We start from the raw sequence: 20,228 nt of genomic DNA on the forward strand, positions 1-20,228 counted from the left end.
AAACCTGTCATCCGCCGCGCGCTGCTCGTGTCCTGCGTCGACGACTGATGGCGAAAGCCGAAGGCCTCACGCGTCGATCTGCCCGGATTACGGGGTCACTGCGTGCGGTAGGCGTCGACGATGGTCTGGGTGAGGGTGTTGCCGCCGGTGTCGGTCAGCTCTGCGCGCAAGGAAACGCCGGTGCCCGCATGTGGATTGCGGATCGTCACGGCGCCGCGCTCGACCGGGACCCGGGTCCACGAGGCGCCACTGTCCACGGATACCGAGACTGCCAGCGAGCGTATGCGTCCGTCCCCGGCGGCGCCCTGCACGGTGACGGGGATGCGGAGCGTCGCGTTCGCCACTGCGGTGCCGGTCGGGCTGAGCGCGGGCGAGAATCGCACGGCGCTCACCGGCACCGGGGTCGGACCGGTCGTCGTGCCCGAGGTGAAGGTCCACGACGCGGTCACGCCGGTGGCGGTGCCGGGCGCACCGTTGCGGTTCACCGTGCTGGTGACCCGGTACGTCGCACGACCCGGCGGCACGGTGAACTCGGCTCGTCCGGGGGCGCCGGACTGCGTCCCGACGAGCATGCCGTTGCGGTGCAGAGTGGTCGAGGCCGCGTCGTACGACGGTGCCGACGGTACGTGGCCATCGCCGTCGGCGAGCAGCGGGACATCGACGGCGAGCCCGTCGCCGTCGCGCACGACGCCGGGACGGCCGGTGAGGTCGGGGCCGAAGACGGCGTTGTCGAAGGAGTACGTGGTCGTGGCCCCGGCGCGCACAGCGATGCCGTTGGCGCTGTAGCGGTTCGTTGCCGCGCCGGGCGCAGCCGGGGCCCAGTAGGTGATGTCCCAGGTGCCGCGTTCGGGTGTCACCAGGTACGTGGCGGTGCCGGGGGTGGTCAGTTTCTGCGTGACGCCGACGGTCACTCCGGTACTCGGTGTCAGGTCGATGGACGCGGTGCCCGCGGTGCCCGGCCGGGCCGCGCCGCGGATCTGCAGGGTGGCCAGGTCCTTCGGGGAGGGGCGCCGGGTGAGTCCGGTCAGGGCGCGGGTGCCGGTGAAGGTGTAGCCGAGCGCGTAGCCGGTGGTCTCTGTCGTCCAGTGCGCGTCGTACCACTGCTTCACCGAGCCGGATTCGGCGGCGGGGCCCAGGTGGGCGACGCGCAGGTTCGGAGTGGCGATGACCTGGTTGATGAAGCGGGTGGCGCCACCGTGTGTGACCTCGACGAACATGCCGCCGTGCAGGAAGCCCGCGGTGCGGTCGGGCGGACGTACGTCAACGGGGGCGGTGGTCCGCGCGTCGACGGTGACGGTGGTGTCGCGGTCGAGGTCGAGGCGCGGTTGGACGATCCAGTCCATCCCGTCCGCGCCATCGCCGGTGGTGAGGAAACTGTCCAGCAGGTACCGGCCCTTGGGCAGGCGCACGGTGGTCGTGCCGGAGGCGTCGTGCGGCTGGACGGACTCGCCGGCACCCGGGCCGGAGATTCCGGTGACGGTGGTGGCGTAGTCCGCTGTCCTGCTGCCGGTGCGGTCGAGGTGAGTGATGGTGAGGGCGTATGTCTCCGGCTCTGCGGCGAAGGCGGTGGTGTCCCATGCGGGCATCGCGCTGCCGACCAGGGAGACGGCGAGAGCCAGGGTCCGCAGGACGCTCCGGCGGGGTACGGAAGAATTGTTCATGACCTGCACTGCGCTGTCCGGCGTCCGCGTTCCCGTGAGCTGCGTCACACAGGGTGGGAGGTCGCGGCCCTGGCGGCATGTGTGGCGCACGTCACCGGAACCGGCGCAACGGACGCGGCAGAGCAGAGTGTGGAAACACTCATGAGGAATCGCCTCCGCCGCGGAGACCGCGACGCCCTGGGAGAGCTGTACGACGGGCACGCCCAGGTGCTGTACCGGTATGCCCTGCGAGTGACGGGCAATTGGGCGGAGGCCGAGGACGTCGTCTCGGCGACCTTTCTGGAGGCATGGCGCAGCCGGGAGAAACTGCACCCCGAGGGGGACAGCCTGCGCCCGTGGCTGCTGGGCATCGCCACCAACATCATGCGCCACAACGCACGCGCACGCCGACGCCGTGAGATCGCGCTCGCCCGCGTCCCGGAACGCGGCTCGATTCCGGACTTCGTCGACGATCTCGTCACGCATCTCGCGGATGCCGAGCAACTCCGCGCCGCGCACACCGCACTGGCCCGTCTGCGGCACCGGGACCGAGAGGTCTTCACCCTTGTGGTGTGGGCCGGCCTGGACTACGCGGCTGCGGCCGAGGCACTCGGTGTGCCGGTCGGCACCGTCCGGTCACGCCTGTCCCGCGCCCGTACCCGACTGCGCGAGCTCACCGATGCCGAAGCCCGCGCCACGCGCCCGCCGACTGCGCGGGCAGGAGCCGGACGGCCATCTGCGGCGGAAAGCACGGAACCCTCCGCCAGCCCCGACAAGCCAGTACTGGACCGCATCCCCGCGGCCCGGTCGTTGACGCAGGAGAACCACGGATGAACACCACCCCGCGGCGCCGTACGCACCACCGGGCCGAGGACACCGAATGCCTGGATCCGGCCGACCTGTTGCCCCCGCCATCGGTCCCCGGCCTGGGGCCCGACCGTGAACTGCTGCTGAAGGAAGCACTGCTGCGCAGGGCCGCCGACGCCGAATCGCCCGACCGCACCACCCCGGCCGCGCGCCGGCGCCGGCGTCTGGTCCGGTTCGTGGCGCCGGCTGTCGCCTGCACCTTGGCGGTCGGCGGCGTCGTGGCGGTGAATCTCGCGGACACCCCCGGGCGCGACACCACCGCAGTCACGGGAGGCGGCGCCACCAGCACACCCGAAGTGACACAGCTCCTCGACCGCATCGCGCTCGCCGCCGTCGGCGCGAAGCAGCCGACGGTCCGCGCCGACCAGTTCGTGTACATCGAGAGCAAGGTCGCCTACGCCGCGCAGAGCGCCGCAGGAGGCCCCGTGACCATGGCTCCCGCGCACAGGCGGCAGGTGTGGCTGTCTGCCGACGGCAGTCGCCCCGGCCTGCTGCGCGAGGAGGGCGAGCCCGACAGCCGGCTGGGCGACGACGCACCCGTCCACAACCTCGACGGCCCAGGGGCGACGCCCCGGCCGAGCATCCCGGGCAAGAGGGGCCCGTCGATCGGCAACCCGACCCACGAGTACGTCGCGTCGTTGCCCACCGACCCCGACGCCCTGCTGAAGCTGATCCGGGACGAGACCCGCGGAGAAGGCCAGGACCCGGACCGGCGGGCATTCACCGCGATCGGCGACCTGCTGGCCGAGACCTGGGCGCCACCGCGGGTCAGCGCCGCGCTCTACAAGGCCGCCGCGCAGATCCCCGGGGTCACGGTGATCCATGCGGCCGCCGACGCCACGGGACGCGAAGGCGTTGCCGTCGCCCGTACGGCAAACGGGCAGCAAACGCAGTGGGTCTTCGACCGGAGCACGTACGCATTCCTCGGTGAACGCACGGTCCTCACCGAAGCCGGCGACGCCGGCCCGGCCGGGACCGTTGTCGGCACCTCCGCGATCCTCACCAAGGCCGCAGTCGACCTCGTCGGCGAGACTCCCGTGCCGACGACGACGTAGCGCGGCAGCCAGGTACCTCGGCCGCCCCGGATCGCTGTCCCACGGGGGCCGGCCCACGCGCCGTGCACCTTCGTGAGCGTGGCGGGAGCGGAACGGGTGGTGAGGGGGACCAGCAGACACGGCCGTCCCACCGAGGCGATGGCAGTACCGGGCGCGAGCGTGTCCCGGGTGACGCCGAGGGCGGTGAGGACAGCCCCGCATTCGGTCTCCGTGGGCTCCGTAGATCCACAGGGCCCGGTTCGAAGGCCGCATCCGCCTCTGTCCCGTGGCGTATGACCAGCCCCCGTAGACGCTGCTCGTCGAACATGAGCTCGCGCCGACCATGCACGAGCTCGTCAGGGCCTACCTGGCCGTTCGTCGCATGGTGAGGGCCAGGTGGACCTGCAGCGCGTGGTCGCCGTGGCGCCACTGCGGGCCGAGCAGCGCCGAGACCCGGTCGATGCGCTGATAGAGCGTGTTGACGTGGACGTAACAGGGCGGTGGTGATACGGCTCAGGTTGCCGTCGCAGGCGAAGTAGGTGAGTGCGGTGCGTACCAGGTCGCTGCCGCGCGTCTCGTCGTGCTCCACCAGCGGGCCGATCGTGCGGCGGACGAAGCGGTCCAGTTCGTCGCGGCCCGCCGGGCCCAGCAGTATTCCGTGGATGCCGAGGTCGCGGCAGGCACCCTCGCCGGCGCGGTCCAGCGCGATCAGTACGTCCAGGCAGCGGGCGGCGTCGCGGTGTGCCTCGACGACGGCCTTGGCGCCGGGTGCCGCGTGCTCCGCACCGACTGTGACGGGGTGTCCGATTCCGGCGGTCAGCACGTCGGCGAGGGCACGGGCGGCGCCGCCCGGGTCTTCGACGGCGGGCAGGACGACGACGGTGCTGCCGCCGTACTCGCCCGCGATCCCGCCGATCCGGGTGGCATGGCCGCCCGCCAGTTCCGTGATGCGGCGCCGCCTGCCGGGGTCCCCACCCCGGGCCACCAGCACCACATGGTCACGCTCCAGGTCCAGTCCGACCAGCGTGGCCCGGCGGCGCAGCCCTTCGGGGTCGCGGTGCGGGGCGCCCAACAGGTCTTCGAGGATCTCGCCGCGCAACGGGTGCTCGGCCTCCGCGACCGTACGTTCGCCGAGCAGCATGAGGGCGGCTGGTGATCCTCTACCCGCAGACCGACATCAGCCTGCTGCGTGGCAACCCGCAGGGCTGCTGGGACTGGTGGGGGTACACGGGCAGCGATTACGCGCAGAAGTCGGGACCGCAGATGCGCGCCATCCTGAGCGAGGTGCATGCGCTCGGCGGCTGACCGGATCGAGCGGGACACGGACGGAGCGGGTGGTGGGCTGACACGCAGCCACTGCCCTCTCAGTTCCTTCCGGCGCACGGATCGCATGCGGCAGGTGCTGCAAGAGGGGATGCGGTACGGCCCGGCCGGGCGGCGGGACCTGCCGCACGACTTCGCCCCGCCGGATACCCAGCGGGGCGAAGTTGCCAGGCCCGAATTGACCGGCAGCGTCGGTGGTCAGGCATGGCCCTCGCGACGGCGACGGATGCCATGAGGCGCGGGCCGGTGTGCAGGACGAGGCCAAGTCGTCATGCGTCGTCGACGGTTGTCACTGCTGCGACTTCCAGAACAGGGCATTGTCGGCCGCACGCACCGGGGGTGCTCCGTTCGCCGTGCGCCTCCAGGAAGTTACGGCGTGGCGTCGAGGTCGCGGGCGAGGAGTGCGGCCAGCTCCTCGACCGCGGCCTCCGCGCCGTCGCCCTCCGCGGCCAGCACCACTGAATCGCCGTGCTGGGCCGCGAGGCCGAGCACGGAGAGCAGGCTCCGGGCGTCGACCGCGCTCTGACCGTCCCGGCCTATGGTCACCTTGACCGGCTGCCGGGTGGCTGCCTGGACGAGCAAGGAGGCAGGGCGGGCGTGCAGACCGCTGCGGGAACCTACGGCGACAGTGCGCTGATGCATGGTGAACTCTCCTGTGTAGTGGTGGGGGAGCGGGGTGACGGGTCAGTGCGTCAGGCGGCGACGGAGATCCTGGGCTCTTCGGTTGCCGGGGCCGGCGCCTCCGTGGTCCTGCGCATCCCCTTGAGGAGGACGACCAGGGCGGTCGCGACCGCCGTACCGGCGGCGACGGCCAGGAGATAGAGGAACGGACCGCCGATGAGCGGCACCACGAAGATGCCACCGTGCGGGGCGCGCAGTGTGCAGCCGAATGCCATCGACAGCGCACCGGTGACCGCGCCGCCGGCCATCACCGACGGGATCACCCGGAGGGGGTCTGCCGCCGCGAACGGGATCGCGCCCTCGCTGATGAAGGACGCGCCCAGCACCCAGGCCGCCCTGCCGTTCTCCCGCTCGGCCTTGCTGAACAGCCTGCCGCGTACGGTGGTTGCGAGTGCCATGGCCAGCGGCGGCACCATGCCGGCCGCCATCACCGCGGCCATCACCTTGAGGCTGCCGGGCGTCGGGTCGGCAAGGCCGCCGACCGCGAAGGCGTACGCCACCTTGTTGAGCGGCCCGCCCATGTCGAAGCACATCATCAGGCCGAGGACGATGCCGAGAATGATCGCGTTCGAGCCGGAGAGCCCGTTGAGGCCGTCGGTCAGGGCTCGTTGGAGCGAGGCGATCGGCTTGCCGACAACGATGAACATCAGGAAACCGACGACCACCGAGGCGAGCAGAGGAATCACCAGCACCGGCATGATGCCGCGCAGCGTGGGATGGACCTTCACCCGTTGGATCGCCATCACCACCCCACCGGCGAGCAGACCCGCTGCGAGGCCGCCGAGGAAGCCCGCGTTGATGGTGAGTGCGATGGCACCGCCGACGAACCCGGGGACGAGCGCGGGCCGGTCCGCCATGCCGTACGCGATGTATCCGGCCAGCACCGGCACAAGGAAGGCGAATGCGGCGGTGCCGATCTGGTTCAGCAGAGCGGCCCAGCTGTCGGCCTCTCCCCAGACGAAGTGGTCCGCGACGGACTTGGCACCGGCGATCTCGTAGCCGCCGATGGCGAACGACAGTGCGATGAGGAGGCCGCCTGCGGCGACGAACGGCACCATGTAACTGACACCGGACATCAGGTAGGTGCGCAACCGGATCCCGAAGTGTGCGTGGTCACCGCCGGTGGCGGCTCCGTCGCCCTGCTGTGCGGCGCCGCCCGCGACGGTGCTGGTCTCGCCCTGCTCCGCCTTCCGCCTGGCTTCGGCGATCAGCGCGGCAGGTCGGTTGATCCCTGCCTTGACCCCGGTGTCGACGATGGGTTTGCCGTCGAACCGCGCCTTCTCGCGCACCTCGACGTCATGCGCCCAGATGACCGCGTCGGCAGTGGCGATGAGCGCCGGATCGAGCCTCTCGAACCCGGCTGAGCCCTGCGTCTCGACGTCGAGCACCACGCCCTCGGCGCGGGCCGCGGCTGCCAGCGACTCGGCGGCCATGTAGGTGTGTGCGATGCCGGTCGGACATGACGTGACGGCGACGATCCGGAAGGGTTCGTCGGCCGTTGCACCGCTGTCCGAGGCAGGGACGTCCGCTGTTGCACCGTCCGCGGGCGAGGTGTCCGGAGGCGGAACGGGCTCCTCGCCGCGGATCAGGGCCGCGGCCGCGCCCGGGTCACCCTCCGCTCGCAGTGCGCCCGTGAAGTCCGGGTCCATCAGCCGTCGTGCCAGGGCGGAGAGGATGGTGAGGTGGTCGTCGTCGGCCCCGGCAGGCGCCGCTATCAGGAAGATCAGATCGGCGGGGCCGTCCGCCGCGCCGAAGTCGATGCCGCCCTCGCTACGACCGAACGCGAGCGTGGGCGCGGTGACGTGCTCGCTGCGGCAGTGCGGGATGCCGATGCCGCCGTCCAGACCGGTCGGCATCTGTGCCTCACGGGCGGCCACGTCGGCGAGGAAGCCGTCGAGGTCGGTGACGCGGCCCTCGGTGACCATTCGCTTGGCCAGTGACCGGGCGGCGTCGTACTTCGTCTCGGCGGACAGATCGAGATCGACCAGTTCCGCGGTGATCAGTTCACTCATCGCGGGGCTCCTTGCTCGTGGACCGTCCTGTGGGCGGCTCGGGGGGACTCGGGGCGGTGCGTGCTGGGCCGCGAATGCACGGCAGTCATGAAGTCGGCTCCGTCAGGGGTCGGTCCAGGGGGATGTCGGTGGTCGTGGTGACCGCCGACAGGTCGAGTTCCGCGGGGGTCGGCATGACGCTGCCCGGCAACTGCACCGCCGCCGCGCCGTGGGCGACCGCCGCGGCGAGCGCGGCCGGGCCCTTTCCATCCGCGGCGAGGAAGCCCGCGAGGGAGGCGTCGCCCGCTCCGACGTTGCTGCGGACCGTGTCCACCCGGGCGGTGCCGAAGTAGGTACCCGAACCGTCGACCAGCAACTGGCCGTCGGCCCCGAGGCTGGCCAGAACGGATCGGGCACCGCGCTCGCGCAGTTCCTCAGCCGCCTTCACGGCGTCGCCCACCGTCGCCAGCGGGCGACCGACGGCCTCGGCGAGCTCCTCCGCGTTCGGCTTGACCACATCGGGGCGCTCCCGCAGCGCCGCGGTCAGTGCCGCGCCGGAGGTGTCGAGGGCGATCCGGGCCCCGGCGCGGTGGCTCCGGGCCACCAGCTCGGCGTACCACTGCGGAGGCAGCCCACGGGGCAGACTGCCGCAGCAGGCGATCCAGTCCGTGGTGGCAGACCGGCTCTGCACGGCATCCAGAAGGGCCTCCGCCTCGGCCACGGTGATCTCCGGGCCCACCGCGTTGACCTTGGTGAGCGTTCCGTCGGGTTCGACGAGCGTGACGTTGATACGGGTGCTGCCGGCGATCGGTACTCCGGCCGCCTCGATGCCGTGTTCGCCGAGCAGCCGGGCGAGCAGTGCGCCCTCAGGCCCGCCGAGCGGTGCGACAACGATCGTGCGGTGGCCGGCTGCCGCGACCGCGCGCGAGACGTTGATGCCTTTGCCGCCGGGGTCGACTCGGTCGTCCGTGGCCCGCAGCACGGCACCGCGGGTCAACCCGGGCAGCTCGTACGTACGGTCCAGGCTTGGATTGGGGGTGACGGTGAGGATCATGCGCGTACTACTTCCGTGCCCTGGCCTTCGATGGCGAGGGCGTCGTCGGAGCCGAGTCCGGTGTCGGTGATGAGCAGATCGACCTGCGCGAGGTCGCCGAAGCGGGCGAAGTGTTCCTGGCCGAATTTGGCGGAGTCGGCCAGGAGCACGACCCGCCGGGCGGCAGAGATCATCGCGCGCTTGACGGCGGCCTCGGCCAGGTCCGGCGTGGTCAGTCCGCCCTTCGGCGAGAAGCCGTTGGTGGCGAGGAAGACGACGTCGGCGTTGATCTCGCTGTAGGCGTTCAAAGCCCAGGCATCGACAGCGGCACGGGTACGGTGCCGGACCCGGCCGCCGACGAGATGCAGCGCGATGCCGGGGTGGTCGGCGAGCCGGGCGGCCACCGGCAGCGCGTGGGTGACCACGGTGAGGTGGGCGTCGAGCGGGATGGCCGCGGCCAGTCGGGCGGCCGTGCTGCCCGCGTCGATGATCACGCTGCCGTCGGTGGGGAGCTCGCCGAGCGCGGCGGCCGCGATGCGCTCCTTCTCATCGACGGCCACCGCATCGCGCTCGGCGAGCTCGGGCTCGAAGTCGAGCCGCCCGGCCGGGATCGCACCGCCATGGACGCGCCGCAGCAGCCCGGCCCGGTCGAGGGTCTTCAGATCACGCCGCACGGTCTCGGCGGTGACCTGGAACTCCTCGGCCAGGGACAGCACATCGACCCGGCCGCTCTCGCGGGCGAGGCGGAGGATTACTTGCTGCCGCTCCGGTGCATACATGTTGTTTTGAATCCGTTCCATGCCCGACTGTGTGGTTTCGCGGTCAGATTACGCTCACGGTTCGGCAATGTAAACAGACTCGGGCATGTGTGGGCCTGAACGGACACGTGGTGCCGGGACCGCCGCCGTCGGGTTCACCCTGCGCGTCACACGGTCGGCGACCACGGCGACGGGGCGGGAGGTCGTAGTGCAGTCGCCGGCCGGGCCCGATCTCACCGGGGTGGCCCGGCCCGGCGACGGAGGTGTGCTCATCGAGCGGAGCACGGGCCTGCCCGTACGAGAGGCGGACGAATGCGGCGTCCGGGCACGCATCGGGAGGACCGACGACCTACGAGGTGGACGGGGTCTCTCCCGAGGCGGCCATCGCAGTCGGGAAAACACCTGATGAAGCCGAGTTCTTCGCTGCCTACTTCGGTACTGAGCTTCCGCACGGGCCGTAACTGATCTTCGAGCCGGTGCGGACGTGGTCCATGGCAGTCCGAGCATGCCCGTCCAGTCGGCGAGGACGGGGTTGTGTCGCGCGTGGGTGCCGAGCATGGCGCGGTGAACGCTGTCGTCTTCGAGACCGGGGTCGCGGTCGATCTTCCAGGTCTTCATGCGGGCGAAGGTGTGCTCGGCGCGGGCCGGTACGCAGTGACCGGCAGCAGACGGTCATCCAGCGGCAGGTGCCATGGGCCACCCTGCCTGTGAACTGGCCTGTCCAGGGTTCCTCAGGACGGGAATCAGGGGCGTCGGCTCCCGGCGGGCGGTTCCTTGTCGAGTACGTACAGTTCCGGCAGGTTGATCACGATCGCCTCCTGTGTGCTGCGTGCGATGACCACGACCGCCTCTTCGTCGGGACTCGGATTCTCCTCGCGGTGCGGGACATAGGGCGGCACGAAGATGTAGTCGCCGGGGGCGGTCTGTAGGCGGATCTCCTCCGGGCTGCCGCTGGAGTCGTCGAGGAAGACGAACTCCGGGTGCCCCTTCACGACATGGATCGCCGTCTCCGATGCGCCGTGATGGTGATTGGAGGAAGCGGTGTCCGGGGCGACATGGGTCTGGCCCATCCAGATGCGCTCCGATCCGACGGAGCTCCCGCTGATTGCCGCGAACCGCCGCATGCCGCCGGTCTGCGCGGTGCCGTCGTCCAGCGCGTCGGCGCGGATGTGGTGCAGTCGGGCCCGCAGTGGCAGAGCTGTGACATTGCCGTGCCCGGGCAGGTCGGGATGGAAGGCGTCGTGCTCGGCGGCGGTGCGGGAAGCAGCAGCCGGCTCCGGATCGGGAGAGGCGGAAGGGTGCGGATGCGGGGCCATGGGATTCCTGCTCGTCGTGGGCGGGCTGTCGGCAGCTGTGTCTGGAACGCGGCGGCCGCTCGCCGGTGTTGGGGCCGGTGGCGGTGGTGGACCGTCGCAGCCGACGGCTCGCTCGATGCGGGGCATGCGCAAGATCCTGAGCCGACCGTAGAGAGACGGCCGAATGGATGTCAAGATGTGTCCATTGCCGCTGCGCTGGTCTTTCGGCCTTCCGATACGACTTCTTGGGTTGGTCTTCCCGGACGGCCTTTTGGTGCGGGTCATCCGGTCGGTGCGGTGGCGCGAGACGTGACCGACACTTTGGGAAGACGGTGCACATGCAGATCTCGGCGAAGGCGGACTACGCGGTGCGGGCGCTCGTCGAGCTCGCCGCGGACAGTGCGCGGCCCCTCACCTGCGAGGGCATTGCCTCTGCGCAGGAGATCCCGTTCCGATTCCTCAAGTCCGTCTTCCGTGATCTGCGTTCGGCCGGTCTGGTGCGCAGTCGGCGTGGATGCGAGGGAGGCTACTGGCTCGGGCGTGACGCGGACGCCATCACAGTCGCCGAGGTGATGACGGCGGTGGACGGCGAGTTCTTCACGGTGCGTGGCGAGCGGCCAAGGGCGCTGGAGTACCGCGGTGCAGGCCGTCGGGTGGCGGACCTGTGGCGCGACACCGAGTCGGCCGCGTATGCCCTCTTCGAGCGAGCCACCATCGGGGAACTCGCAAGGAGCGGCGAAGCGGTCAGTGGCGGCGAGGGCGGCAGGGCGCCCGAAGCGGCAGCGGGCGTGTCGGCGTGAACGGGCGATCGCCGCACGCTGCGCTCGGCGGGTCACCGGTCGTGCGCGTGACCGAATACACCGATCCCGCATGCCCGTGGGCCTGGGGCTCGGAACCGGTCTTCCGACTGCTGCGACAGGGTCTTTCGCCGCGTCTGGAATGGCGCCGCGTGTTCGGGATCCTCTTCGACGAGGACGACGACCCCGCGCCAGATCCGGATGCCGAGGCCCGCTGGTACGAGGGCTTCGTCAAGGGCGTGGCCGCCCACACGCGGGCGCCCTACGCGGCCCGGCTGCAATGGCTGACACGGACGAGCTGGCCGGCTTCGCTCGCCGCCAAGGCGGCACAGGAGCAGGGGGAGTCGGTGGCCGAGCATGTGCTGCGCAGGCTGCGCGAGACGACGTTCATCCTCGGCAGACCCGCGGATTCGCTCCAGACGATGGCCGGTGTGCTGAAGGGAGTTCAAGGGCTCGATGTCGAACGGCTGCTGGAAGGCCGGGCGATGAAAGCGGCCCGCGTCGCCGTGCGGGAGGACTGGGCCGAAACCCGCAGACCGATCCGTGAGGTGCGCGACCTGGACGGTCCCGGTCCCCATCCGGGCCGGGTGAAGGAAGTGGGGGAGGGGTGCCGGTACGCACTGCCGACCCTGCTCTTCGAGTGACCGGGCGGACAGGTCTGCGTGCCGGGGTGGCGCCCCCTGGAGCAGTACCTGCAAGCCGCAGCCGCCGCTGCCGACGAGCCGTTGCCCGCGCCCGCCCGGCTGTCCGCGTGCGAGGCCATGGCCCGCCGGCGCAGCCTGACGCGGCCCGAACTGGAACTGCTGACCGTCGAGGGTGCCCCGCCGCCCGGTGCGGTCGAACTCGCGACGGCCAACGGGCCGTTGTGGCTCCACCCCGACGAAGCGCGCAGTCATCCGGCGTTGCGCTCCGGCTCCCTGCCCTGACCGCAGCACCTGGGCGTGCCGGCGGTCTTCCCGCACGGGGTCAAATCCTGCGCAGCCCCCAGCGGTTCAGGTAAAGATGCAGGTCGCCGGGGTCTCGGCCAATGAGACACCTTCAGGTGTCCATTGACATGACGGCGGCGTGACGTGAGGATACGAGGCATGCATCCGCTGCACCCCGGCGTGGTCTGCCGCTACGTGGACTATCGGCGCACCTCCAGCGCACTCTGTCGCTGACCCGACTGACGGCACAGTTCCTTCCGCCGCCCTCGGGGTCTGCCGAGGCGAGTCCGCTCACCGTTTCGACGTGCGGTAGCTCTCCCGCGCCGCAGCTCGACGGCGGGGCGGGGAGTGCCGTGGCAGGCTCCCCGGACGTCGACATCCCGAGCGCCGCAGCTGAATCACTCAGGCTCTCAAGTGCCGTGTCACGGCAGTGAGACCCGGTCTGTCGGTCCCCCGGTTCTCCCCAGGTGGTCCAGCACGCCGTCGTCCCCGGCCGGCCCGCGGCGACGGCAGCAATCGGCCCCACCGCTCGCCCCCCGCCCTTCACCCCGCCCTGCTCCGCTTCCCGCGCCCGCATCGCCGACCGGGCGCCCACTGGCCCCGGCCGCGCCTGCACGCGACCAAAACGGCCCAGAAAGGTGCACGCCCATGTCGCATCCGCCCTCCCTTCCTTCTCATGCACCGTCCGCCGACGCCGCCCGGGCGCGGACAACGCGCGGCCGCCGATCCTTCCTGGGGCTCTCCCTCGGCGCCGGTGCGGCGCTGGCCCTCACCGCTTGCGGAGGGCAGTTCACATCGGCCGGCGGAACCGGACAGGGCACGCTCAAGTGGGGCTGGGACCTGCCTACTTCATGGGACCTCGTCACCTCCTCGGCGGGCTGGGACGTGCACTCCCTCTCTCTCGTCTACGCGGGCCTGACCAAGCTCGACGAGAAGGGCACCGCCGTACCGGCGTTGGCCCGAACTCGACGCACGCACGGCCTGCCCGACGCACCGTCAAAAACCCACCGAAGCCGTGAACTTCGCACGCGGCCGGTTCTCCACGCCCGTGCCGGACCACCTCCTGCGCGACGCCCACCCCGACCTGCCCGCCCTGATCCTGCACGGCGCCGCCGACCCGCTGGCACCCCTCGAACAGGCCCGCACCCTCGCAAATCGTCTGCCGAGCGCCACCTTCGGCGTCTTGCACGAGGGCCGGCACGACGTCCTCAACGACGCCTCGCACCGCACTACCGCCGCCCACATCGTCGTATGGCTCGAGCGGCTGCGCGCCGACACCGGGCTACGTCCGATCCTGGCCATGGACGCAGACCCCAGGACCTGACGCTGCCCCGTCACCGGACCAGCGCACACGACGCCTCATGAGCGGGGCCCCGCCGCCCACTCCGGCGGGGCTCCGGCGCCCCACCACACGAAGGGAACCGGCATGACCATCTCCACCGACCACCCCGCAGAAGCACCCGCTACACCCGCCACCGACGAGATACTCCGCCGCACACTGCGCCGCCACGCAGCCGGGGTCACGGTGATCACCGTCCCCGGCCCCGCAGGGTTCACGGCCACCTCGTTCACCTCGGTGTCCCTTCAACCGCCACTCGTCTCCTTCTACGTGGGACTCGGCGCATCCGCTGCGCAGGCCGTGCACGACGCCGACCGGTTCGCCGTCCACGTACTCGGCACGCACAACGCCGCGCTGGCACAACAGTTCGCGCGCAGCGGCATCAACCGCTTCGACGGCGTGGCCTGGACGCCGTACGACGACGGTCTCCCCGTCCTCGACGACGCCCCCGCCTGGCTCACCGCCCGAGTGACCCTGCGCCAGCGCGTCGGTGACCATCTCCTCGTCGTCGGCGAGGTCGAATCCGGCGCCATCCACCAGGACACGGCGGCACTTGTGCACCACGACGGGGCGTTCGCCGCAGCACATCGGCTGCCCGCGCCGACATCTGAATGATCCGGGTGCCCCAGGGGCCGGACAGCAGGCGGTTCAGACCGGTCCTCGAGGCAGGCCACGACGCAACCCGTACGCAGGTGCGTCCGAGCCCTCCTGATCCTGCGCTCGGCCGAGCGCAGGCCGGTACGCCGATGCGCCGGCCCGGTGTCCGAGCCTCGCCCGCAGTGGAGCGGTCCGCACTCCGGGCCTCAGCACCTCCGGGCCGAAGGGCGGACTGCCCACCTGTCACACAGCGAAGCTGTGCGTTCCCGAACCGACCTCGAACACCGCGCAGCCGTCCTCCGCGCGTACGAACGTCCCGTGCGTGCGCTCGACACGGTCGGGGCGGTTCGTGGGAATCCACACCTCGGCGGTGGTGTTGGGCGGCAGGCTGCACGACAGCGTGAAGCCGCCGGACCGCTGCTGCCAGCGGGTGGACACCGGACCGTAGGGGGAAGCGAACGTGGCCTGGACGGAGGTGACGTCCCCACCGGGGCGGGGCCGGATGACGACCTGCCGGTAGCCGGCCCGGCCCGCGGCGATTCCGGCGATGTTGGCATACATCCACTCACCCACCGAGCCGTAGGCGTAGTGGTTGAAGGAGTTCATCGCCGGGGTCTGGAAACCGCCGTCCGGCTGGATGGAGTCCCAGCGCTCCCACATGGTCGTCGCACCCCTGTCGATCTGATAGCCCCAGCTGGGAAAGGTGCGCTGATGCAACAGCCGGTAGGCGACATCGGTGTGACCGGTGTCGGTGAGGACGGGCAGCAGCCGCGGAGTGCCGAGGAAACCCGTCGACAGGTGCCAGTCCTTCGCCTCGATGAGGGCCACGAGACGATCGGCTGCCGCCTTGCGCAAGGTATCCGGCACCAGGTTCATGGACAGTGCGAGGACGTAGGCCGTCTGCGTGTCGCCCTGCACCTTGCCGTCGGACGCGACGTACGCACTCTGGAACGCCTTGCGTACGCGTGCGAAGAGGTCGGCGCAGGGTGCGGGATCCTTGCCCAGCTCCGTTGCGAACCGCGCCCCCAGGTCGGCGCTGTGCGCGAAGTAGGCGGTCGCGATCACGTCCTTGGGCGTCTCGTCCGACACGTTCAGCCAGTCGCCGTATCCGTCGGCAGGCCGTAGAAGCCCATAGCTGTGCCTCTCCAGATAGTTCAGCCAGGCCTGGACGGACGGCCACGCGTCGGCGAGGACCTGCCGGTCGCCGTACGCCTGATACAGGGCCCAGGGGACCGTTACACCCGCGTCCCCCCAGCCCGCGACGCCGTTGCCGATGGTGCCGGCCATGGGTGCCACGTCCGTGAACGCGCCCTCCGACGTCTGCGCGTCACGGAGATCGACCAGCCACTTGGTGAGGAAGCGGGCCGACTCCATCGTGTAGGCGGCCGTGGGCGCGAAGACGTTGATGTCGCCCGTCCAGCCCAGCCGCTCGTCACGGGCGGGGGTGTCCGTCGGGACGGAGAGGAAGTTGCCGCGCTGCCCCCAAGTGATGTTGTTGTGCAGTTTGTTGAGCATCGGCACGTTCGTCTCGAACTCGAACGTGAACGGCGCGGAGGTGTGCATGACCCGTCCGGTCACCGACCTCGTCGACGGCTTTCCGGGGAACCCGGTCACTTCGACGTAGCGGAACCCGTGGAAGGTGAAACGCGGCTCGTATGTCTCCTCACCATGCCCCTTGAGGGTGTACGTGTCTGTCGCGGCGGCCGTCCGCAGGTTCGCCGTGTAGATCGTGCCGTCGGGATTGAGGACCTCCGCGTGCCGCAACCGCACCGTGGTGCCGGCGTCGCCGGACACGCGCAGTCGCACGGAGCCGACCATGTTCTGACCCAGGTCGAAGACGAAGACACCCGGTTCGGGCTCGGTGAACTTCTCGGCGGGGAGTTCTTTCGCTATGCGCACGGGACCGTCCACCTGCGCGACGATCTGCCCGGAGACATCGTTGTCGGCGCCGCGTACCGCGAGCCACGACCGGTCGTCGTAACCGGGTGAGGTCCACCCTGCCGTCTCCTTCCGCGCGTCGTAGGTCTCGCCGGACTGCAGGTCGGCGGAGATGATCGGTCCCGAGGCGGCACGCCAGTCCGGCCCGGACGTGATGCGTTCGTTTGTCCCATCGGCGTACTCGATCTCCAACTGAGCCAGGAGGGCAGGGCGTTCGCCGTACTGATGCGCACCGAACATGCCGACATTGCCCGCGTACCAGCCAGGGGCCAGGTAGGCGGCGAGCGCGTTGGTGCCCGGCCGGACGGAGCTGGTGACGTCGAAGGTCTGGTACTGCACGCGCTTGCGGTAGTCGGTCCAGCCCGGGGCGAGCTGATCGCATCCCACGCGGCGGCCGTTGAGATGAGCCTCGTACAGGCCGAGAGCCGTGGCATAAAGCCGGGCGCGGCTCACCTTCTTGTGCGGCAGCCGGAACTCGTGGCGCAGTTGGTTCGCGGCGGACGCGACCGGCACGACGCGGCCCCAGGGACCGGCTCCCCACGCGGCGGCCACCTTTGCCGCCTGCCACCCGCTGTCGTCGAAGTCCGGCTCGCACCATCCGTCGGCCGGATTCCGGTCCGTGGACTTCCACAAGGCGTCGGTGAATATCTTCTTCTCGCCGGAGGCGGTGGTGAGGACCAGCACACAGATCAGGCCTGCCGGCCCGGCCGTGGCGTTGGTCGCGGCGACCGCCAGGGTGTTGTTGCCGGAGCGTATGTGGTCGAGGACGTCGATGACGGCCGGGCGACGCCAGCCCTCCTGGTCCGTCTCCAGGTCGGTGTGCGCCATCTCGGAGCCGTTGAGGGAGACGGCGTAGACGTTGTCCGCGGTGATGGCCAGCGTGGCCGCGGTGATGCCGTTCGGAAGGTCGACGGTACGGCGGAACCACCGGGTGGCCGCCGGAGCGCTGTTCGCGGGCTCGCCCTCGGGAAACCAGATCCACGAACTGCCTTCCAGGGACGGGGCGTCCGTGAGGGCCGCGGGAGCGGAGATCCACTTCGCTGACCACTGCGACGCGTCCATCAGGGCGGTCTCCCACCACGACGCCGCGCTCCACTCCGAGACGCCGCCGTCGGCATCCCATACCCGCACCGACCAGAAGTAGCGTGTACGGGGCCTGAGCCGGGGGCCGGCGTACGGGACGAGGACGGAATCGCCCGAGACGACCTTGCCGCTGTCCCACACGTCCGGGTGGGACAGTCCGGCAGCGCTCGAGGCGACACGCACCTGGTAGGCGCTCTGTCGCTGCCCCGGTCCGGTCGAGGCCATCGGCCAGCTCAGGCGCGGACGGGTCGTGTCCAGGCCCAATGGTTGCTGGACGTACTCGACAGTCGGAGAGGTGATCCGCAAGGCACTCTTGCCCGCATGTCCCGCGGCAGGCGCGGGTGCGGCCACGGTCGGCCCGGCTCCGGCAGCCACGGCGCCCACCGTGGCTGCGGCGCCCGCGAGGATGTTCCTTCTACTGATCACAGCGACCCCTAGCGGTATTGGTGAATCGATTCACGATGAGAACAGAACGTAGGGGTGTGTGAGGTGTGCGTCAACGAGCGTGCGAGCCTTTTCCCCGGCCGCACCAGGGCGACCAGTGGAAATGGATGAGGTCTGCTCAATCGGCCGGCGCCGACCGAGAATTGAACGCTTTCAATTCGATGTTGGGCTTCCGTGTCCCCGGCTGGTGCGGTGCAGCGAGGTGGTCGCTACGGCGCGGTGGGGGCGGCGTGGTCGGCCTGTTGGCTGGTTGGCCGGCTCGAGTTGCTGTGGGGGACACCACTCACTCAAACCGGGCAAAGTGTGCCACTCTGTGGATTGTGCAATTTTCAACCATTGCTCGGCGGCAAGGCCGGGCGCCATCGTCACTGGGCCTGCGGCCGCCGCTGATGCGACTCGTCGAAGCGACCCGCCGCAGTTGGGGGCGGCATGCCCTGGTGCACGGCGCCAAGAACCTGATCGCGGCGCTGCTCGCCTGGGAGTTCGCCACTTTCTGGATGCCGGGGGAGCGACCCTACGTGGCTGTTGCCACCGCATTGCTCATGGTCAATGCCTCGACGGTGTACCGCTCTGTGACACAGGCCGCGCGGAGCATGGCCACCCGTGCGGCAGGAGTGCTGCTGGCTCTCGGCACCGTTTGGCTGCTGGGATCCACCGCCGGGAGTATCGCGGGCATCGTGGGGATCGCCTTGGTGGCGGCCGGGAGCCGAGCTTCCGACGACCGGCTCCAGGTCGCATCGACGGCGGTTCTCACGCTCACCGCCGCGGCCGCGGCTCCGGTCGGGCACGTCGTTCTGACGGCGATCGCGGCACTGAGCGGCGCGGTGATGGGCGTTGCGGTGAACGCGCTGATCATGCCGCCGATACATCTGGACGAATCCGATGACGCGGTTCGAGACCTCGCCCGGGTCATGGGGGCATTGCTGCGCGACATGGGCCACGGGCTGAGGGACCGGCAGCATGCCGCCCGCGCGCACGGCTGGGTGGAGGACGGGAGGGGTCTGGGGCGGCGGGTCGCGGACGCGCGCGAGCGTGTGCAACAGGGGCAGGAGAGTCTGCGCTGGAACACCTGCTGGGCGGTGCATCCGCAGCGCCGGCCTGTGACTTACGGTGACATGCTCAGCACATTGCATGGCGTATCTCTCCAGGTCCGCGGAATTGCTCGAACGCTGGCCGACAATGTGGACGACACCCACACCGACCACCACCTGGGACAGCAGTTCCTCGATCGGTACGCGGAGATGCTCAAGTTGGCAGGGCAGGCAGTCGAGGCGTTCGTCGAGGTCGACGGCGCAGCCTGCCCGGCGGAAGCCCGTGAGGGACTGCGTGCGGCAATCGACCGTGCCCGGGCGTGGCACGACACCATGACCGACCTCATCGGCCGGGGCGCTTTGGTCAAGCCGGGTGCCTGGCATGTCTACGGATCCCTTATGACCGACGTGGAGCGTCTCCTGGTCGATCTGGACCATGCCGGCAGGATCTGACCCTCCGGGCACAGTTCGAGGACGTGTCCTGCGCGGCACGGCGCCAGGCGGCTTGTGGAAGCGGCGGCGGTACTCCACTCGGAATTGGGCGTCCTGGGCGTCGGCGCTGCGCTGCAACTTCGGGGGGTAAGGCTCAGCCCAGGACCAGGCCGACATCGGCGGACGGGTCAGCCGGGACGGAACCGTTGGTGACCCTTGTTCTCTTCGGCCGGCGGCCGAAGCCTCATTCGCGCTCGCGGAGGTACGCCTCCAGCTCGGCGGCCCCGGTCAGCATCGCCCGCCCGCGGGCGGACAGCCGGCCGCGCCAGTCGCACAGTGCGGCCTCCAGCGGCTCCAGCCCGCCGGCCGCCCGTACCTGGGTGATCAGCGGGGCGATCTGCTCCAGCAGGTAGCCGCCCCGCCTGAGCTGGTGGGCCAGCCGGGCGTCCCGTACGTCGGCCTCGTCGTAGACGCGGTACCCGGTCAGCGGGTCGCGGCGCGGGCGCACCAGCCCGGCGCGCTCCCATTTGCGCAGCGTCGCGGGCCGGATTCCGAGCTTCCCCGCCAGCGGCCCGATGAACGTGCCGCCGGGCCCGGACACTGGCTCGGACCCCACACCGAGCCCGGGCGCCGTGGTGGGCTCCAGGTCGCGGAGGGCGCTCTCCACGGCCTGGAGGGTCTGCCGGTCGTCGAGCAGTTGGGCGTGGCTCTCGTCGATGAGGCGGAACGCCCCATCGACCGTGCCCTGGTTCACGGCCCGCATGATCGACGTCGCTGTCCGGTGGCCGTGGCCGGGCACCAGGGCAAGAAACGCGCGCAGGGCTCCCGCGTGCAGCGAGGTGTAGGTGCGGTAGCCGTGGGGTGTGCGACCGGCGGCCGGAAGGATGCCGGCCTCCTCGTAGTTCCTGATTGCCTGCGTGGACAGACCGTGCCCGCGCGCCAGATCAATCGGCCTGAGTCGCTCGCCGTTTTGAAGGTTTTTCCCCATGGGACTGACGATATCGCGGAGAAGTTTCAAC

At 70.5% G+C, this 20,228-nt stretch carries 19 protein-coding genes and 3 pseudogenes; 10 read left to right on the forward strand and 12 right to left on the reverse strand.

What is annotated here, in order from left to right; translation table 11 throughout:
• Positions 1-95: 95 nt before the first annotated feature.
• The gene (locus tag ACFVYE_RS18830; protein WP_389606445.1) at positions 96-1,661 is read right to left on the reverse strand and encodes a serine protease; all 1,566 of its coding nucleotides are present in this window, start codon (positions 1,659-1,661) and stop codon (positions 96-98) included.
• 141 nt (positions 1,662-1,802) lie between these two features.
• Between ACFVYE_RS18830 and ACFVYE_RS18835 the strand changes: the two genes are divergently transcribed.
• Together ACFVYE_RS18835 and ACFVYE_RS18840 are read left to right on the forward strand one after the other, a co-directional pair.
• Positions 1,803-2,474: an RNA polymerase sigma factor gene (locus ACFVYE_RS18835; RefSeq protein WP_389606447.1), complete on the forward strand. Its 672-nt coding sequence runs from the start codon at positions 1,803-1,805 to the stop codon at positions 2,472-2,474.
• Positions 2,471-3,562, forward strand: coding sequence for a CU044_5270 family protein (locus ACFVYE_RS18840; protein WP_383964979.1), 1,092 nt, complete (start codon positions 2,471-2,473; stop codon positions 3,560-3,562). Before ACFVYE_RS18835 ends, ACFVYE_RS18840 begins: the two co-directional genes overlap by 4 nt.
• 342 nt (positions 3,563-3,904) lie before the next feature.
• Here the strand turns inward: ACFVYE_RS18840 and ACFVYE_RS18845 are convergent, their stop codons facing one another.
• Both ACFVYE_RS18845 and ACFVYE_RS18850 read right to left on the reverse strand, forming a co-directional pair.
• Positions 3,905-4,003: a hypothetical protein gene (locus ACFVYE_RS18845; protein WP_383965003.1), complete on the reverse strand. Its 99-nt coding sequence runs from the start codon at positions 4,001-4,003 to the stop codon at positions 3,905-3,907.
• A 310-nt stretch (positions 4,004-4,313) separates the two neighbouring features.
• Positions 4,314-4,682: pseudogene (locus ACFVYE_RS18850) on the reverse strand (hypothetical protein); the annotation flags it as partial.
• A gap of 11 nt (positions 4,683-4,693) precedes the next feature.
• On the opposite strand from ACFVYE_RS18850, the gene ACFVYE_RS18855 reads away from it, so the two are divergent.
• Positions 4,694-4,846, forward strand: a complete 153-nt coding sequence (locus ACFVYE_RS18855) for a hypothetical protein (RefSeq protein WP_383964981.1) — start codon at positions 4,694-4,696, stop codon at positions 4,844-4,846.
• 387 nt (positions 4,847-5,233) lie between these two features.
• Here the strand turns inward: ACFVYE_RS18855 and ACFVYE_RS18860 are convergent, their stop codons facing one another.
• The 5 genes and pseudogenes from ACFVYE_RS18860 to ACFVYE_RS18880 form a co-directional block, all read right to left on the reverse strand.
• Entirely contained in the window at positions 5,234-5,506 is a 273-nt protein-coding gene (locus tag ACFVYE_RS18860; RefSeq protein ID WP_383964984.1) for an HPr family phosphocarrier protein, read from the reverse strand.
• 50 nt (positions 5,507-5,556) lie between these two features.
• On the reverse strand, positions 5,557-7,557 hold the full coding sequence (locus tag ACFVYE_RS18865) for a fructose-specific PTS transporter subunit EIIC (protein ID WP_389606451.1): 2,001 nt from the start codon (positions 7,555-7,557) through the stop codon (positions 5,557-5,559).
• A gap of 85 nt (positions 7,558-7,642) precedes the next feature.
• Entirely contained in the window at positions 7,643-8,590 is a 948-nt protein-coding gene (gene pfkB / locus ACFVYE_RS18870; RefSeq protein ID WP_383964989.1) for a 1-phosphofructokinase, read from the reverse strand.
• The gene (locus tag ACFVYE_RS18875; RefSeq protein WP_389606474.1) at positions 8,587-9,348 is read right to left on the reverse strand and encodes a DeoR/GlpR family DNA-binding transcription regulator; all 762 of its coding nucleotides are present in this window, start codon (positions 9,346-9,348) and stop codon (positions 8,587-8,589) included. The genes pfkB and ACFVYE_RS18875 overlap by 4 nt, the downstream gene beginning before the upstream one ends.
• A 223-nt stretch (positions 9,349-9,571) precedes the next feature.
• Positions 9,572-9,676 (reverse strand): annotated as a pseudogene (locus ACFVYE_RS18880) (site-specific integrase); the annotation flags it as partial.
• Between the two features lie 7 nt (positions 9,677-9,683).
• Here ACFVYE_RS18880 and ACFVYE_RS18885 point away from each other — a divergent pair.
• Entirely contained in the window at positions 9,684-9,788 is a 105-nt protein-coding gene (locus tag ACFVYE_RS18885; RefSeq protein ID WP_389606453.1) for a hypothetical protein, read from the forward strand.
• Positions 9,789-9,846: 58 nt separating this feature from the next.
• Here the strand turns inward: ACFVYE_RS18885 and ACFVYE_RS18890 are convergent.
• Positions 9,847-9,978 (reverse strand): annotated as a pseudogene (locus ACFVYE_RS18890) (IS5/IS1182 family transposase); the annotation flags it as partial.
• A 92-nt stretch (positions 9,979-10,070) separates the two neighbouring features.
• The gene (locus ACFVYE_RS18895; RefSeq protein WP_383975973.1) at positions 10,071-10,643 is read right to left on the reverse strand and encodes a cupin domain-containing protein; all 573 of its coding nucleotides are present in this window, start codon (positions 10,641-10,643) and stop codon (positions 10,071-10,073) included.
• 317 nt (positions 10,644-10,960) lie between these two features.
• Here ACFVYE_RS18895 and ACFVYE_RS18900 point away from each other — a divergent pair, with 317 nt between their 5' ends.
• The 5 genes from ACFVYE_RS18900 to ACFVYE_RS18920 all read left to right on the forward strand — a co-directional run bounded on the left by ACFVYE_RS18900 (position 10,961) and on the right by ACFVYE_RS18920 (position 14,299).
• The gene (locus ACFVYE_RS18900) at positions 10,961-11,422 is read left to right on the forward strand and encodes an RrF2 family transcriptional regulator (RefSeq protein WP_383975974.1); all 462 of its coding nucleotides are present in this window, start codon (positions 10,961-10,963) and stop codon (positions 11,420-11,422) included.
• A gap of 47 nt (positions 11,423-11,469) precedes the next feature.
• Positions 11,470-12,063 (forward strand): DsbA family protein, encoded by a 594-nt coding sequence (locus ACFVYE_RS18905; RefSeq protein WP_389606456.1) that lies wholly within the window; start codon positions 11,470-11,472, stop codon positions 12,061-12,063.
• 18 nt (positions 12,064-12,081) lie between these two features.
• Complete coding sequence (locus ACFVYE_RS18910; RefSeq protein WP_383975978.1) at positions 12,082-12,345, forward strand: hypothetical protein; 264 nt, start codon at positions 12,082-12,084, stop codon at positions 12,343-12,345.
• Positions 12,346-13,360: 1,015 nt separating this feature from the next.
• Entirely contained in the window at positions 13,361-13,669 is a 309-nt protein-coding gene (locus ACFVYE_RS18915; protein ID WP_383975980.1) for a serine aminopeptidase domain-containing protein, read from the forward strand.
• A gap of 102 nt (positions 13,670-13,771) precedes the next feature.
• Complete coding sequence (locus tag ACFVYE_RS18920; protein ID WP_383975982.1) at positions 13,772-14,299, forward strand: flavin reductase family protein; 528 nt, start codon at positions 13,772-13,774, stop codon at positions 14,297-14,299.
• 225 nt (positions 14,300-14,524) lie between these two features.
• Here ACFVYE_RS18920 and ACFVYE_RS18925 read toward each other — a convergent pair whose 3' ends face one another.
• Entirely contained in the window at positions 14,525-17,728 is a 3,204-nt protein-coding gene (locus ACFVYE_RS18925; protein WP_383975985.1) for an alpha-L-rhamnosidase, read from the reverse strand.
• Between the two features lie 287 nt (positions 17,729-18,015).
• Between ACFVYE_RS18925 and ACFVYE_RS18930 the strand changes: the two genes are divergently transcribed.
• On the forward strand, positions 18,016-19,230 hold the full coding sequence (locus ACFVYE_RS18930; protein ID WP_389606459.1) for an aromatic acid exporter family protein: 1,215 nt from the start codon (positions 18,016-18,018) through the stop codon (positions 19,228-19,230).
• 223 nt (positions 19,231-19,453) lie between these two features.
• On the opposite strand, the gene ACFVYE_RS18935 is transcribed toward ACFVYE_RS18930, so the two are convergent.
• Positions 19,454-20,197, reverse strand: a complete 744-nt coding sequence (locus ACFVYE_RS18935) for a TioE family transcriptional regulator (protein WP_383975988.1) — start codon at positions 20,195-20,197, stop codon at positions 19,454-19,456.
• Between the last annotated feature and the right edge of the window lie 31 nt (positions 20,198-20,228).

This window comes from Streptomyces sp. NPDC058239, from assembly GCF_042882185.1.
Taxonomy (GTDB): domain Bacteria; phylum Actinomycetota; class Actinomycetes; order Streptomycetales; family Streptomycetaceae; genus Streptomyces.